Raw genomic sequence first — 14,176 nt, 5'->3', positions numbered from 1 at the left:
CCCCTTTTGTTCTCCGGCCTTCTACAAGCCCAGCCTTCGTTTCGCCAGAGAAATCGATTCTGAAGCGATCTGCTCGAGGATGGAGTACGGTAGTTGAGGCCCAGCGGGTTCATCCGGCAATCAGGCGTCGCTGCGCGACGCGAGTGACGGGCCGACCACCGCCAGCTCTTTGGGTTAGCGCGGCGGTCGGCCCGTCACTCATCGCGAGCAAAAGAGACAGTCGCCGAAGCCGGACCTAACGAGCACGAATGACGCCCCAGCGAAATGCTGGGCAGCGTCGCGTTGGTGAGTACGTTCGCGAGCAGGTCGTAATAGGGCGGCCAATGTTTGAACCGCCGCGGCGTGTAGCGCACCGTCTCGTAGAGGATCCCGCGCGCGGCCATCCAGGCGGCGATCATCTTCTGATATTCGTATGTCTCCGGCTTCTCGATGCCCGGATCGCCGGTCAGGACGAGATCGGGCGGGGTTCCGCGGCTTTCGAGCTCGACGAGCAGCGCGGTGCTGTCGACGCCGATCCCGTAGGCGAGCACCACGGGGGTAGGTTCGGCGACGCGGATATAGTCGACGTCGCGAATATGCGCGGCGGGCGCGGGTGGATCGATCGCCAGCATGGAGGTGCTCCGTTCTCGCGCAGTTCATCTGCGCACCGAACGTCCTCCCCCCTTTTCTCCTCGGCTCTGGGTGGTGATGGAGCATCGTCAGTCGGCGTCCTGAACGGTGGACTCCCGATCGTAGAGATCGAGATGGACGCCGATCGCGGCCGCCTCATCGGTTGTGAGGTCCCGGTGGTCATCGCTGTCGAGGGAGGTGGCCATCTCGATCACGGGATGAACCGACACGACCTGGCCCGAGGGAAGCCGGAAGAGGTTGGCCGATCCATCGATTTGCTCGGTCCCTTCGGGGACGTCGAAGCGGCCATGGATTTCGAACTCGACATGCATCAGACTGCTCCTCTGCTAAAGACGATATTGCGGCCCCATCGGCAGACGCGAAGCTGCCGAAAGAGCAACGGCGCGCGGATGCCGACCTCGAAAGGCCGTCCCCTTGGAGATCTATTGGATGAGCGACATCGCCGATCGAATTGCGGAGCTTATGGCGGACCAGCTTGGTGCCGACCGCGACAAGGTTACCCCTCACGCCCATTTTATCGATGACCTCGGCGCCGACAGCCTCGACGTCGTCGAACTCGTCATGAGAATCGAGGAAGAGTTCGATATCTCGATATCCGATGCCGATGCCGAGAAAATCCAGACCGTCAGCGACGCGATCGCCTATGTCGAAGGCGCCAAGGCGTGAGGTTGGCTTCGAGCTGCGGGTAGAATCTTGGGATAGGCAAGCCGGGGCAGCGTCCGGCCGTTTCGGCGGGCGCTGCGGGTCAGCTCGAAACAATAGGTGAAAAGCCCAGCGGTGCGATGACGGGTCAGGAGGCCTTCGGCCTGAAGGCGCCGGATCCAGGTCGCCGGCCGCTCCCGAAGGCCCGGGCCTGGCAGGCCGAGGTCGACGATCTGTGCGATCGCGCCATCCATGCCCCGTTCGCCGAGCCGGATCTTGGAGAGCGTTCGATCGGAAATGGTGCGGTCACCCGCGCGAAGGACGATACGCGGCCGGGAAATGCCCCGGTGCGCGCCGGACAAGGCGGCATAGACCCGGCCGATGTGACCCGCCTCGGGATCACTGTAGGAGACCACGGCTTCGATGCTGGGGCGCTCCTGCCGCAGAAGCCGAAAAGCGCGGGCGCAAAAGAAGCTTTCGCCATTCTGCGGAACGCTGTCGAGCAGGATCAGTCGTGCGAGGACGCATCCCTTGGCGGGGTCGGCAAAGCCGGTATGCCGTGTGATGACGGCGTCGGTCGCCGGCACGGCAAAGACGGCAACACCTTCCAGCACAGCGTGGCGGCCGAAGAGACCGACCGCGACCTGAGCGGCCGGGTAACTCGGCAGATAATGATGCTCGGCGACGAATGCGCGCGCGGCGGCGTGGTCGATGATGTCCACCGAGTAGGCGTTCGGATTGATGACGAGAGAGTCGGTCGCCCATAGAGCGCGCCGCTCCCGCCAGCGTTGGCTGCGTGAGGTGTTCATGTCGTGGCCTCGGAATGGAGAAGAATCGAAGTCGCTTGGACCTTCGACCTGTCTCCCCTGCTCATTCCCCTCTTCTTTGGACAGGGATCGAGATGAATGGGTTTACGGAATGTTTGGGATTGGGCACGATCAGATATCGCACATCCCCTGATTGGCACTGGTGAACTTATGTTCCGTTGAGGCCCTGCGAGCTTCACATGGCGTCATGTTCCCGGTAGCGAATAGTCCTCCGGGTTCTTTCAACCAAAGAAGGCAAGATCATGATGAGCGAAGTATCGGAAAACGATAGCACGCTGATTACCCTGACCGCCGATATCGTCGCGGCACATGTGACGAATAACAGCGTGGCGGTGGCCGATCTGCCATACTTGATCCAGAATGTTCATGGAGCGCTGAGCAATCTGGGCAAAAGTGAACCGGTGACCGAGACAAAGCTGGAGCCGGCGGTTTCGGTCCGGGCTTCGGTCAAACCCGACTATATCGTCTGTCTGGAAGACGGCAAAAAGCTCAAGATGCTCAAGCGCCACCTCATGACGCATTATCAGATGACGCCGGCTGACTATCGGTCGAAGTGGAATCTTCCGGCCGACTATCCGATGGTCGCGCCGAACTATGCCGAGCAGCGCCGCACGCTCGCCAAGAGCATCGGCCTCGGGCGCAAGCCCAAGGCGGCAAAGGCAGCCGCACCGGCAAAGGCAGCCAAAGCGCCCCCGGCTCGCCGCGGACGCGCAAAGTCTACGGAAGGGCAGCCTGCCTAGCAGGATTATCGGGCATTTCCTTTCGGAGACGTCGGGTTTGGAACAGGGACAGACGGATCAAAGTGCGCCGGTGCGGCGCGTGACAGCACCTTCAGAGCAGCCCGATGCTCGCACCCCGTCCTATCCCGGCACCGAGGCGTCGGTCGGCGCGGTCATGACCCTGGCCGACGCCTATTGGGATGCCGCACACAGGCTGCTGCCACAGATCGAAAAGGGTCGGAGTGTCTCGTCCGCGCCTACCCGGCTGTGCGCTATCCAATCGATCGAGACCTACCTCAACGCCTTCCTGCTCTTTCATTCGCTCGATCGAAAGCTTGTGCGGGGCCTGCAGCACGATCTCGCGGAGCGCACACGCCTGGCTGTCGAGAAGGGGCTGTCCCTCCGCCGACGCACCGCAGAGCATCTGATCAGGCTCAGCGAGCAGCGTGACTATCTGGTGGTGCGATATGGCCCGGAACAGCTGGGCGACCTGTCCGAAATCAACCGGATGTTCGCGACGTTGAAGGAGATCGCCGAGAAGGTCCGGGCGGCGATCTTCGAGCAGCCCCATGACCCTTCGGATCCGAGGTACAAGGTCTATTGGTGACCCGCAGACCCTGTCGCGCTGTGATGTCAGGGCGCGAACGGCGAACGCGAACCTCGCACTCAGAACAGTGTTAACTGCTCGCCGATCGCGCGGGGCTGTGGTTCCGGCGCTGGGATGCGAGGAGATGAGCGATCCTCTGCTGTGTACGGTGTGGGTCGCGCCGGCGGCTCGGTCGGGCGCGGCTGGGCCGCAAGCTTCGCACCCCAACCTCCCAGGATATGGGCCGGGGTGAACCAGTGCTCGCGAACCTCGTTGCTGAGGGAGTTGCCGACCATGAGATGGGCCGGGATATGGAGCAGGGAGAACTGGATATAGGCCATGTGGACAGCGCGCTGGTCGATATCGACTGCGGTCACATGGAGATGGCGCTGGTAATTGATGTCCGCGGCGAGCATCGCCTGCGCGAGCGCGATGACCATGGCCCCTGCACCGCAGGCGGGCTCCATCGCGCTGACGAACCCCTTGTCGGCAATCAGCGCCCGCGCGTCATCGGCGTTGCCGAGCGTGACCTCCGCCATCATCTGGCAGACGGGATAGGGTGTGAAGAACTGGCCCCTGTTCTTGTTGTGGATCTCGAGCGCGGTGAAGATGCTGCCCAACACATCGCCCGGCGCGGCCTCCAGCGCCATGGTGATTTCGGCGAAGACCTGCGGAAACATCTCGACGGTCGGCCTGTCATATCGTCCTACGATCTCGAGGTAGCGCGCCTCCCGATCGGTCCGCGAGCGGTTGTCGGCGCTGTTCGAGATGCTGATCGCGCAGAGCTCCATGCAATCTGAGAAGAGGCTGTAGCGATCGTGGCGATAGCCATGGGCGTCGAAGAGTTTGAGGACGTTCCTGATATGTCGATCCTGGGGCGGCATGAGGGTTCCCCGAGCGCTGGCCACCTGGGCGACCGCGCCTGCTGTGTCTGGTTGAAGGGTGGGAAGGTCCGCCGGCACCGGCGGAGAGCTCACGCGGCGGCGAGCAGACCCTCGAGGGTCACGGCGCGTCTGGGCCTCCGCCCGAACTGGTAGCCGTGATTGGTCGCGTATTTGCTGACCGACATGGCCTTGCGGTCGAGAGCAACCGCGAGATCGGCGATCGAAACCCCGGTGCGGAAGGCGATGTCGAGAGCGCGGGTCTCATCGTCGCTGAACGGGCGGATATAGCCGTGGACCAGGCCCAGGACGTTGGCACGCGTGGTGATCGATGCCTTGGTCCGCCCCATGCTCGCCGCCAAGGCCTTGGTCGGGACGCGGCCATAGTCTGCGCGCAGCCGCGCCTCCTCGGCGTCGGTCCAGTCCGGACCGATGCGCCATCCGTTGCGGTTGGCATGAAGCCCGCGCAGCCCCAGATATTCGGCGCGATGGCGCAGCGAGCCAGAGGTGCGGCCGAGCTGCCGCCGCAGCGGGGTCAGGCTTGTCCCCTCGGTATAGGCCTTGCCGAGGAGCGCGTCTTCTTCCGGTGTCCAGGCCCGGCCCCACCCGCGGCCGTAGCCGAGCTTGCGGATGGTAAGGCCGAAGCCTCTGATCGTTCTCTGCGGAAATCCCTCCTCGACTAGCATCGCGACGATCGCCGTATAGCGATGGCCGGCCTCGGCGTATTCCAGTGCGCGGGCTGTTTCCTCTGCCGCCCAGCCCGGCGGATGGTTCGCATGAAGGATACCGAGATGCCCGGCGCGCGCGGAGAGACCCCCGATAGGACGGCCAATCAAGGTCGCCAGCTGCTTCAAGGGAACTCCCCTGCGGTAGCCCTCGCGAAGTTGCGCATCCTCCCAGGCCGTCCACTCGGGAGGATTGCTTTCACTCAGGTCGAGCAGACGGGCACGCGCATAAACGGCCGAGCAGGAACGCCCCAGGTCCGAAGCGATGGCGGCGGTCGCTTCCTCTCCATAGCGGCGCGTGAGCTCGGCATCGTCCAGCTCGGTCCAAGATTTGACGGAGTTCCTGCGCAGGCCGAGCACCGAGACGCGCTCGACGATCGCGGCGCGGCCACGTCCAATGGCCAAAGCGATATCGGCGATGGGTATGTCGGAACCGAAGAGCTGTCGCAGTCGGTCGTTTTCGACAGGGGTCCAAGCATCGGCACGAAAGGGCATTTCGCGGAGCGGGGCCAGAATCTGCTCACTGACTGGCGCGGGAACCAGTTCGACGAGATCAGCATCGAGGTCGAACGGTTTCATGCCAGCGCAACCACGGGGATGTCGCTGATCTTCGCGCGGAGGCGCGCATGCAGTCGAGCAATGCGGTCGTTCCCTCGCGGCATGGTGTCTATGGCCGCCAATGCCGACAACACATCGAGCGCCTGGTCCACCGTCTCCCGGGCATAGCCGAGATGTGCGGTAAGGTCGCTGGCGGTCGTGGCATTGGGCGCGATGCGCTTGAGCGCGCCGACAATAGCCGCGGCCTCGGGCGCAGCTGGATCGAGCAAAAATGCGTCGAGCGCGCGCGTGCCCTTCATGGTCAGTGCCGTGCTTCGCGATGCACCCGACACTTCCCGCAGCGCGGCCAAATCGAGCAACGTCTCGGCTTCGCTCGCATCGACAGCGGCGGCCGCCGTCAGCTTCGGCGTGACGCCGAGATGGACAGTAACGGTCTCGTCTATGTGGGCCAGGACCGGCAGCGGCGCGATCGCCGGACCCATCGCGTAGAATTCGCCAGGGGCCAATTTGCGGAGCTGATCAGCCTCCTTCGCCGAGAAGCCGAGCAGATCGGCGGCGCGCGCAATGTCCCGGTCGAAAACATTGAGGCCTACCAGGAAGTTCTGCAATTCGGAGATAACCGAAGAAGAGAGCTTGGCGAGGCGCTGGGTCGCGATGATGGGGGCGATGCCGCGCTTGCGGCCGCGCGCGCATAAATCGGTGAGGGTGGCGACGCCGAGCCGGCGGGTTTCCGCGTCGCGAGCGGAACCGGCGTGATGCGGCGCGAGCAGGTGGCCTTCGTCGATGCAGACGAGGACGGTGTTCCCCCAGTGTTCGCGCGGTACGCCGATGAGGCCGGCGAAGAGCGCGGCGGCCTTGACGATGCGCTGGTCGGGGTCGAGGTCGGTGAGATCGACATGCAGCGAAAGCCGATGATGCCGCGCGCGCGCGGCGGCGGCCGTGAGCCCGTCTGCGGTCAGTTCGCAGGCGCGGAGTGTCGTAGCGCCGATATGCTCTGCTAGGTTGCCGAATTCGCCCTCCGGGTCGACCAGGACGATCGTCGTGAAATCGAATGCCTCCTCGATGATCTTGCGCAATGTTCTGCTCTTGCCGGCGCCGCTGCTCCCCTGAATGAGAAGGCGTCCCGCGAGCAGGCGTTCGAGATTGAGCATGAGGGCGCCGCGGCTATGGTTGCCGATGGGCACCGACCATTGATCCGCAGCCGGATCGATCGAGACGACAGTTGCCATGATGGGATCTCCTGGACTCGGCCTGACTGGCCATCGCCTTGTCCAACCCCCCTCATCTTTCCTGGGCGGCTGCAGGTCCGAACGGGGATTGAGAGACAGCCCCGGTCGCGCGCGTACATGCGTGGCGATCGTGCTGCCTATATGAGCGGCACGTCGAAGCCCGAACCGCATCCCGGCTCACCCGGATAGATGCCCGCCGGATCACATAGGAGAAGTTGGAGGACTTCATATTCCTCGTGCCGGAGATACCGGCCCACCTGTATCGTGTACCGAGTCCGCGCGGCGGCGGAGGCGCGGCGGACACGGACCGGGAACCGGGCGCCAAAGTCGATATCGCCTTCCAGAGGCGTCTTGGCGTCCCGCATCATGTCGCCAAGCAGGTTCAGGATCGGCCCCACCGCGCGGGGATTGAAGTTGCCGAGGATCAGTAACTCGGGGAGACCCTGAAGGGCGTTGCCGATCGTGTAGACGAAGCCGGGACCAGCCTCATCGGAGAAGACTGCCTGCAGGTGCTGGCCATCATGGCGGATGTTATCCTCGATGACGGCATAGAAATCGGTCGGGGGCATGGGGGCACCTCATTAAAGCTGTCGCGTCTGGGGGCGGTCCGGCGTGGCGATGCGGTTGTCATGGATCGGCTGCATGTCCCGCTGCCAAGGGGTCGGCGGCCAAATCCGGCCGTTGTAGCTGATGCGTCCAACCGGGATGTCCGCGAGAAGAACAGACGCATCGGGAAACCGGCTGGCGCCGAGACCCGAATGATCCCGACGCGCGGCATAGAAATCAGAGGCCTCGGTCCAGTCGCGTGCCGCAAGATCAGGATAGCCGTCCTGGCGGACGATCATTTTGGGCGTCCGGCGCCCGCTTTGCTGATTGGATAGTGCGCCGGCGATATGCCCCGCATAGACGGCGACCACCGACCAATAGGCGGCCATGAATGCCTTGCGGGCTTTCCAGTTCTTCTCCGAGCGCTCGCGAGCGTCGCGTCGCAGATCGAGGAGCAATACCGCAAGCAGAGCGCGCAGCTCGGGCGCAAGCGCTTGGAGTGCTCGGACCGCCGGCAACGCCAGCACGGGATTTCGGACAAGCGTGCTCGCTTGCCGATTGGTAGGATCGGACATTTTCAGGCTCCCTGGATGGGATTAGGGGCAAGGCTGATCGGGCGCCGAAAGGACCTCGATATAGCCGGTTTCCACCAGCTCGGTTTTCTGGCTGCGTTCGCGGGCGGTCATGTCAAGGCGCACGTAGAAGCCCGCAAAGTGCTGGCGCACGATTATGCCTTCGCGGTTCGCATAGCGATCACCGCCAATGCGCTGACGCGGGCGAATGCGAGCGCGTGCGCCGATTTCGGGTTGGAGGCTATCGTTGACGTCATCCGCAACGGCGTTTTCGACGGGGAGCGCAGCGCCGTCGCGACGCCCAAGGTCGAGTGCCGCATCGTCTGACTCAGATTCGCCGAAAAATGTCCCGTCATTGCCAAGCGCGAGCAGTTCCTGGGCAACGGCATCCGACGACAGCGATTCCGACGACGCGATCGCAAAAGCGCCGACCATATCGCCGAAGTCGATCTCTTCGCCGATCCGGGCCAAGCTCATAGTCGAGAGGCGATCCTCATCGCTTTCATGCATCAACAGCGTGACGCAAATGGTTATCTTGCGTATCTTCATGGTCATTCCTTTCGTTGATGACCTCCTTCGCCCATGGCATGCGCGTCGCACCGCCGAACACGCGCAGGCGGGCGGCCATTGCGCTGCGTAAGTGCGCGCGGTTGGTGATCACCATTTCCCAGGCAAGCGGTTCACCCGCCGCCGTGACGAAGCCCTCCGCGGGAGCGCCATCAGCCATTTCGACAATGATGCGGTGGCCTCGCTTGGGCAGTTTGCCGCCATAGCGAGCAGTGAATTCTCCGAGGCGACCCGTCAGCCCCTTCACGGCCTTGCCCCAGCGGATATGTCCGGCGCCGACCGTCTGGCCGGCGATAAGACCTCGATCCAGCCAGGTCCGGAAATGCGCTCGCTGCTGGAGCACCGTGTTGCGCGTTCGCTCCATCGTGCGACAAAGGGGTAGAGCAGCGGCATGAGCGTCGAGCAAAGCGAGATAGTCGCCCTGGGCAGCGACAAGGATGTCGTCAAAATCACGGGCGCCGATCAGCGTTCGCAAGAGATCCCGTTGCGTCCGGTCCGATGCGAGCCGCGCTACGGTGGCTGTGCCGACGAGAGGAAGGGCCGCGTTTTCGGCATCATCGCGGGAATGAAATCCCGCCCCGGAAATGATGATGACAGTCGCTTCCTCACTAGCGGGATATGCGTCGAGGGCCGGAAGAAGGACCGCCATTTCAGCCGGGCAATCGACCAGGCCAGCCTCCGGTGCACCGATGAGAAGGAGTCGTCGTCCCCAGCGGGTCGGTCGCGGCGCGTCGGTTGGCTTGGTCCAGTCTCTGGGACGGGGGCGTGCGGATAGACCGGACGATGGCACAACCGTTTGATCAACGATCAGCGCGCGGCGTGCGGTGTCGAACAGGTCGTCGCGATTGCCACCACCGTCACGAAAGCCATGATCGTAGGCTTTGCTGTTGCTGTCGATGTGGCCAGGCCTGCGGCACTCCGGGTCCCAGCCAGCATGTGCAGCATACCAGCCCGAGGCATAGCGGACCGCTCGATCCCAATCATACCCATGGAGGTCACGGGCACGCAGGATTGCATGTTCACGATCATCGCCTTCACCTGCGGCGACGCGGTTTGTCGTAAAGGCGAAATTACGGGCCCGGCGCTCTTCATTGGCCTTGCTGGTCATGGAGTCGAACACAGGCCGTAGTGCCCTGCCTCGTTCGCCCGGGCGCGCCATGCGCTGATCGGCGGGAAAGTGGTTTGGCAAATCCGGATAGCGGCGCCAGGCATCGGCGATGGCCGCTGCACACTCAGGATCACGCCCACGGGCGATCCATGCGGAAGGGTTCGCCGGATCGAATGGCTCGGACATCATCGGTCTCCTTCGAGGCGAAAGCCGAGGGAAGTGGCGGTGACAGTCGGCAGACGAGCTGCAAGTTCACCGTATCGACCCGAAAGGTTCTCGATCGACCCGAAGACCCTTGCATTCGACGGAGCGGCCGGGATCATGAGCCGGAAAGGCACCATCGGCTCCCGCATCTCCGGAAATGCCACCTGGAGGAGCAAGGCACCGACCCGCTCCGCGACATCGTCGATGAGACGGCCGCGCTTATGCTTCTCAACGCCGGGCGCGCTCTCGAGATGAGCCATGGGCGCTATAACATCCGAAACGCGCGCCAGCAGGCCGGTACTATGCCCGTAGTCGGAGTGCATCGGGATCAGGGCCTGCCGTTCAGGCGAAATTTCCCTGAAGGGAACATAGAGGCGGTAGGAGTAGGTTGGTTCCCGAACACCGATCCTGACGCGGGACAGGAGAACGCGCATGACCGCCCCCATTAAGCCACGAGGCGGGGTGCTTCGGGTTCAGCCGTGGGCAAGCGAAGCTCCCGGTGGATCCGAGCGGCGAAGCGATCCGGGTCCATCAGTTCGCGGATCGACGCCCAGAGATTGCGATCACCGAGGTGGTCGTTGCGGCCGCGCACTTTGCGGAAGCACACTTCCCGATCGGGGCCGCCAATATCGAGCGACAATTGCACCCATATCGCTTGGCCGTGGAGCGTCACTTCGCCCGATACGGCGGGTCCGCCCTTGGAGGACCGGATATCAAAACTGCCCTCATCGAGCGCGAGCGCATCGGCAAGACGACGCATAGCCGCACGCCCCTGCGAGTGGAACAGCCGCTTGGCTGGCTCATCATGCGCGACGCCGCGATAGGCGAGCGTGTTCAGGACGGGCTGGTTCCGCAAGGCGGCAATACGTGCGATGCAGTCGCGCCGCAGATCCCTATCCGATCCACGCGTTGCGCAGACAATTCCCAGATGGCGTGCGAGAAGAATGACCGCCGGATCCTTCTCGAGCGCGAGGCCCGCGTTACGGCAATCGGTAATGGCGGCCTGGATCGCGTGCAGCGTCGTGCCGATGGTGATCAGCGCGCTGGGATCAAGGGCCTGCTGGTAACGGAAGGCAAGATCATAGCTCATGATGGGTCTCCGGGATTCGAGCGGATCGACTGCTCGCAACCCCGGTCCCCCTCCCCTCCTTCAGCCCGCTTGCGCTTCGCGGTAGATGTCGGCCGCCCATTGCTCGATCCAGCTGATGGTTATTTCGTCATGGTCGAGGTCGCCGGTTTCAATGAGGTCGCGTATCTCGGCACGAGCCTGCGCAATGGCTCTTTCCCAGCGATCAGCCGGTTGGGGCTGCGTCAGGATTTCAGGCTGGACCGGCAAGAATCTGGGGCGCTGCCCAAGGCGGCTGTGCTGCCGCTGCAGCCAGTGCGCCATATGGTCCGCCACCAACCGATCCGTCTTCGGCCGCCCCTGACGCCGCGCGGCATTGCGGGCACTCACGCCATAGGCCTGGCTATCAAGCGACTCGACCCGATGGGAGAATGCGGTGAGGTAGGGAATGGCGTCGCCCTTCACGCCGAAAAGGTGCAGCCGAACGAACCTCGGAAGCACGCGGTCGAGATGATCGACGACTGCGATCAGCCCATCCGGCCCATGGATCGGCCGGCGACACATGCTTCCGACACCGACGAGCCGTGCCCGCTCGATCGTGAGCGAAAGAGCTTCCGCGCAGCGTTGATAATCACGAGGATGCCGCCCCTGGATAACCGGCATGAAGCTATAGGCGATGCCAGCATCGTCTGCCCGCAGCCGGCATTCGATGTTCGCGCGGATGGTGCGCGAGATGCGGTCGAGCACTTCGTCGCGATCGCCGGCAACTTCCTGCTCGACGCAATAGTCGAGAGCTGCCCACCAAAGGAACGGGTGGGAGCCGGCGAGGCGAATATAGTCGTCGATCGTCCAAGGATAGCTTCCGTAGGTGGCCATCGCGCTGAAGCCGGCGCTGTCGAGGCAGAGGCTATGAAGATCGTGGGCGTTCTCAAGCGGCCTCGTGTTCCAGCCGATCCATTCGCGCACGCCGCGTTTCTTCGACCAGCGGGACAGGGCGTTGGCCGAAACGAGGACAGGCTGCTGTAGCTCGCGCGCGCGTCGGAGGAGCGCGCCGTCAGCCAGATGCGGCAATCCGACGATGATTGAAATCGGCGCCGCGTTGCTCGACGGCGTGTTCATGATAGGTTCCTCCCGCAAAGGAGATTTCAATGCCCCGTTTTCCGGCAGCCTATGTGGAGCCATTCGACCTTGATGTGACGCTGCGCGACGCTGCGCTCGATGAACGGAATCGTCCTACGCGGCGTATGATCGCCAATGCGGCGATCGGCATGCACATCGAGGATGCCTATTATTCGGTTCGCGAACTGCGAGAGGCGGTGAGCTGGATCCATGAGGGGGAGATGGGGGGCAAGCGAAAGCTCCTGTCGATCCTGGGCAATCGCCTGTGCGACGATTTCCAGCGCTGCATCTATTTCTGCCTGGCAGGACGCGGTGTCGTCGAAATGCTCGACGATCTCATGTGGCTGGAGGATTTGCTCGCAGCGCGCGGTCGCGTCGCCGGCGATATCCATCGTCGCAAGATCCGATCGCGACCGTTGGCGGCACCCTATGTGGCAGATGAACCGGATGGACCAATCGTCGATGTGAATGACGACTTCAGGCAGGGCCGTTCCTGGTGGGCTGATCCCGGTCTTCTCGCCTGATGGGGGGTCCTCGTTGAAAGTTACCGCTCGCAGGCGAGACGTTCTCCGCGGCGCCAGCGCGCCGGTTCGATCCACTGGCCGGCAAAGGCTCCGGCCTTCGCTTGCCGGGCGGCGGCATAGGCCTGCGCGTAGCGTTTCGCGCGTCCCGGATCGGCTTTCAGGAATTGGGGTTGGGGAATAGCCAGCCCCGCCCTGATCAACGTCTCTCCGAGATCGCGACCGTTAACGCTGACGGTTGCGACCGGTCGCCCGTAGCTGGCCTGCCGGGTGAGCTGGATTTGGGCGTCGGTTTCTCCCAGGACACGAGCGGCGAGGTCCTGTGCGGCCTTGCCGCAGGTCCAGCAGGATCCTGCTCGCACGCACATCTGTCGCCGTTCGAAGGCATCGACGCCGAGAAGGCGAAAATCGGCTGCAATGGTATCGCCGTCGAGCGCCCTCGCCCGCGCCGTAATGGATTGTTCGTTCTGCACGCCCTGGGCATCGGCCATACCGCATATCGCCAAGCTCATGACCAGATATATCGCCAAACGTCTCACGCCACGATCTCCAGAACGACACGCCGTGGGTCCGCCGGGCCGAGCGATACCCGGAACGGTTGGAGCGGATTGCCGGTACGAAGGATGCTGACTTTCCTGGTGTGATCGTCGAAAATGCGGTTTGCCACGCGCACGGCATTTTCCCGGCTGCACAACTCTAGCCGCTTCAAGGACAGGCCGTTCCTCTCGGTAGCGTTCAACATAAGGGGTCCACTTCATCGCTGGATGGGACGGATACAGAGCCTAGGCGAAGACCGTCTTATGCACCCTGGTGGTAGGGACGATCGACCAGGCCCGCTCCATCAGCCGGGTGATGCGGTAGTAACCTCCGGTGTCCGGATCTCGCAAGACGAGCCGGCGACCGCGCTTGGCCACGATGAATTCCTGGCCGATATGGCCGTCGCTGAACTTCACCGGCTCCGGCAGCCGCAGACGGTCGCCGTCGGAGAGCTTGCGGCTCCGGCGTTCGAGATTTGCGCGACAGCGCTTGCGCCAATCGAGCGCATATTCCTTGTCGGTCGGCGTGAGCAGGTCGAGGATGCGAGCAGGACACTCGGCTTCGCACGGCCCCATGGATTCCTCCATGTCCTTGTATCCGAAGATATAGCCTTCCTTGTCGCGCGGATTCCAGCGAACGAGACACACGATGGCAAACACCTCCCCAGGCTTGCCGTCCGCGATGACTTGCGTCGCCGCATAGTAGACTCGGTTGCCTGGGCAGGCCGAAGCGAGGACCTTCAAGCCGCGCGACGAACCATCCTCCTGGGGGCGCTCATAGGTGAATTGGGCATCGAGATAGGCTTTGGCCGAAGCATGGCCGCCCATCGAACTGCGAGGCATAAAGAGCCAACCCATGGTGGTTCTCCTTGGAAACTGGTGGGAAATCGGTCAGGCCGCAATGGCCGGCTCGGAGGGGGCTGTGGTCGCCCCAGGCATTGGACCCGGCAGATTAGCGTCCACGCCGAAGCTCTTCAGATAGGTGAAGGCCTGTTCGGCCTTGGCGGCGGCATGGATGATTGCGGTCTTGTCGCCGCGAAGAATCCCGAGCCAGTGGCCGACATAGCTCGCATGGCTATCATGTAGGACGTTCGGCAGCCCGAGATCGGCGCAGCACAGCCCTGCCCCGATCTCGGCGAC

At 63.4% G+C, this 14,176-nt stretch carries 20 protein-coding genes and 1 pseudogene; 4 read left to right on the top strand and 17 right to left on the bottom strand.

The genetic code is table 11. The features are described from left to right. Positions 1 to 236: 236 nt before the first annotated feature. Both YP76_RS19905 and YP76_RS19900 read right to left on the bottom strand, forming a co-directional pair. Positions 237 to 611: pseudogene (locus tag YP76_RS19905) on the bottom strand (hypothetical protein); the annotation flags it as partial. 87 nt (positions 612 to 698) lie between these two features. After that, positions 699 to 941 carry a hypothetical protein gene (locus tag YP76_RS19900; protein WP_046765364.1) on the bottom strand — a complete coding sequence of 81 codons (243 nt, stop codon included), beginning with the start codon at positions 939 to 941 and terminating at the stop codon, positions 699 to 701. Positions 942 to 1,059: 118 nt separating this feature from the next. Between YP76_RS19900 and YP76_RS19895 the strand changes: the two genes are divergently transcribed. Beyond that, positions 1,060 to 1,296: an acyl carrier protein gene (locus tag YP76_RS19895; RefSeq protein WP_046765363.1), complete on the top strand. Its 237-nt coding sequence runs from the start codon at positions 1,060 to 1,062 to the stop codon at positions 1,294 to 1,296. Here YP76_RS19895 and YP76_RS19890 read toward each other — a convergent pair. Continuing rightward, positions 1,272 to 2,081, bottom strand: coding sequence for a Mom family adenine methylcarbamoylation protein (locus YP76_RS19890; RefSeq protein ID WP_046765362.1), 810 nt, complete (start codon positions 2,079 to 2,081; stop codon positions 1,272 to 1,274). The genes YP76_RS19895 and YP76_RS19890 overlap by 25 nt on opposite strands. Before the next feature lie 263 nt (positions 2,082 to 2,344). Between YP76_RS19890 and YP76_RS19885 the strand changes: the two genes are divergently transcribed. Together YP76_RS19885 and YP76_RS19880 are read left to right on the top strand one after the other, a co-directional pair. Continuing rightward, entirely contained in the window at positions 2,345 to 2,839 is a 495-nt protein-coding gene (locus YP76_RS19885) for a MucR family transcriptional regulator (protein WP_046765542.1), read from the top strand. A 79-nt stretch (positions 2,840 to 2,918) separates the two neighbouring features. Then, entirely contained in the window at positions 2,919 to 3,425 is a 507-nt protein-coding gene (locus YP76_RS19880) for a hypothetical protein (RefSeq protein ID WP_232307661.1), read from the top strand. Between the two features lie 59 nt (positions 3,426 to 3,484). Here the strand turns inward: YP76_RS19880 and YP76_RS19875 are convergent, their stop codons facing one another. The 10 genes from YP76_RS19875 to YP76_RS19830 form a co-directional block, all read right to left on the bottom strand. After that, the gene (locus YP76_RS19875) at positions 3,485 to 4,288 is read right to left on the bottom strand and encodes an N-6 DNA methylase (RefSeq protein ID WP_046765361.1); all 804 of its coding nucleotides are present in this window, start codon (positions 4,286 to 4,288) and stop codon (positions 3,485 to 3,487) included. A gap of 89 nt (positions 4,289 to 4,377) precedes the next feature. Then, positions 4,378 to 5,589 (bottom strand): hypothetical protein, encoded by a 1,212-nt coding sequence (locus YP76_RS19870; RefSeq protein ID WP_046765360.1) that lies wholly within the window; start codon positions 5,587 to 5,589, stop codon positions 4,378 to 4,380. Further along, positions 5,586 to 6,797 carry a helicase HerA domain-containing protein gene (locus tag YP76_RS19865; RefSeq protein ID WP_046765359.1) on the bottom strand — a complete coding sequence of 404 codons (1,212 nt, stop codon included), beginning with the start codon at positions 6,795 to 6,797 and terminating at the stop codon, positions 5,586 to 5,588. Before YP76_RS19865 ends, YP76_RS19870 begins: the two co-directional genes overlap by 4 nt. Before the next feature lie 137 nt (positions 6,798 to 6,934). After that, a complete protein-coding gene (locus YP76_RS19860) occupies positions 6,935 to 7,366 on the bottom strand; it encodes a DUF4262 domain-containing protein (RefSeq protein WP_046765358.1) in 432 nt (143 codons plus the stop codon). A 12-nt stretch (positions 7,367 to 7,378) separates the two neighbouring features. After that, positions 7,379 to 7,870, bottom strand: a complete 492-nt coding sequence (locus YP76_RS28820; protein ID WP_232307660.1) for a hypothetical protein — start codon at positions 7,868 to 7,870, stop codon at positions 7,379 to 7,381. Positions 7,871 to 7,939: 69 nt separating this feature from the next. Beyond that, on the bottom strand, positions 7,940 to 8,386 hold the full coding sequence (locus YP76_RS28815) for a hypothetical protein (protein ID WP_232307659.1): 447 nt from the start codon (positions 8,384 to 8,386) through the stop codon (positions 7,940 to 7,942). Positions 8,387 to 8,417: 31 nt separating this feature from the next. Then, entirely contained in the window at positions 8,418 to 9,776 is a 1,359-nt protein-coding gene (locus YP76_RS19845) for a hypothetical protein (protein ID WP_232307658.1), read from the bottom strand. After that, positions 9,776 to 10,228 (bottom strand): hypothetical protein, encoded by a 453-nt coding sequence (locus YP76_RS19840; protein WP_046765539.1) that lies wholly within the window; start codon positions 10,226 to 10,228, stop codon positions 9,776 to 9,778. The genes YP76_RS19845 and YP76_RS19840 overlap by 1 nt, the downstream gene beginning before the upstream one ends. A gap of 11 nt (positions 10,229 to 10,239) precedes the next feature. Then, positions 10,240 to 10,884 carry a hypothetical protein gene (locus YP76_RS19835; protein WP_046765355.1) on the bottom strand — a complete coding sequence of 215 codons (645 nt, stop codon included), beginning with the start codon at positions 10,882 to 10,884 and terminating at the stop codon, positions 10,240 to 10,242. Positions 10,885 to 10,944: 60 nt separating this feature from the next. After that, the gene (locus YP76_RS19830; protein WP_046765354.1) at positions 10,945 to 11,979 is read right to left on the bottom strand and encodes a deazapurine DNA modification protein DpdA family protein; all 1,035 of its coding nucleotides are present in this window, start codon (positions 11,977 to 11,979) and stop codon (positions 10,945 to 10,947) included. A gap of 29 nt (positions 11,980 to 12,008) precedes the next feature. Here YP76_RS19830 and YP76_RS19825 point away from each other — a divergent pair, with 29 nt between their 5' ends. Continuing rightward, a complete protein-coding gene (locus YP76_RS19825; RefSeq protein ID WP_046765353.1) occupies positions 12,009 to 12,503 on the top strand; it encodes a hypothetical protein in 495 nt (164 codons plus the stop codon). 20 nt (positions 12,504 to 12,523) lie between these two features. On the opposite strand, the gene YP76_RS19820 is transcribed toward YP76_RS19825, so the two are convergent. From YP76_RS19820 to YP76_RS28375, 4 genes are all read right to left on the bottom strand, one after another. Then, entirely contained in the window at positions 12,524 to 13,012 is a 489-nt protein-coding gene (locus tag YP76_RS19820) for a thermonuclease family protein (RefSeq protein WP_046765538.1), read from the bottom strand. Between the two features lie 23 nt (positions 13,013 to 13,035). After that, a complete protein-coding gene (locus YP76_RS19815) occupies positions 13,036 to 13,242 on the bottom strand; it encodes a hypothetical protein (protein WP_046765352.1) in 207 nt (68 codons plus the stop codon). Between the two features lie 40 nt (positions 13,243 to 13,282). Next, complete coding sequence (locus tag YP76_RS19810) at positions 13,283 to 13,894, bottom strand: DUF6927 domain-containing protein (protein ID WP_046765351.1); 612 nt, start codon at positions 13,892 to 13,894, stop codon at positions 13,283 to 13,285. A gap of 33 nt (positions 13,895 to 13,927) precedes the next feature. Next, the coding region (locus YP76_RS28375; RefSeq protein ID WP_046765350.1) for a zincin-like metallopeptidase domain-containing protein at positions 13,928 to 14,176 on the bottom strand (249 nt) is incomplete at its 5' end.

It is taken from the genome of Sphingobium chungbukense (assembly GCF_001005725.1).
Classification (GTDB): domain Bacteria; phylum Pseudomonadota; class Alphaproteobacteria; order Sphingomonadales; family Sphingomonadaceae; genus Sphingobium; species Sphingobium chungbukense.
This window is presented reverse-complemented; position numbering and strand designations above follow the sequence as displayed.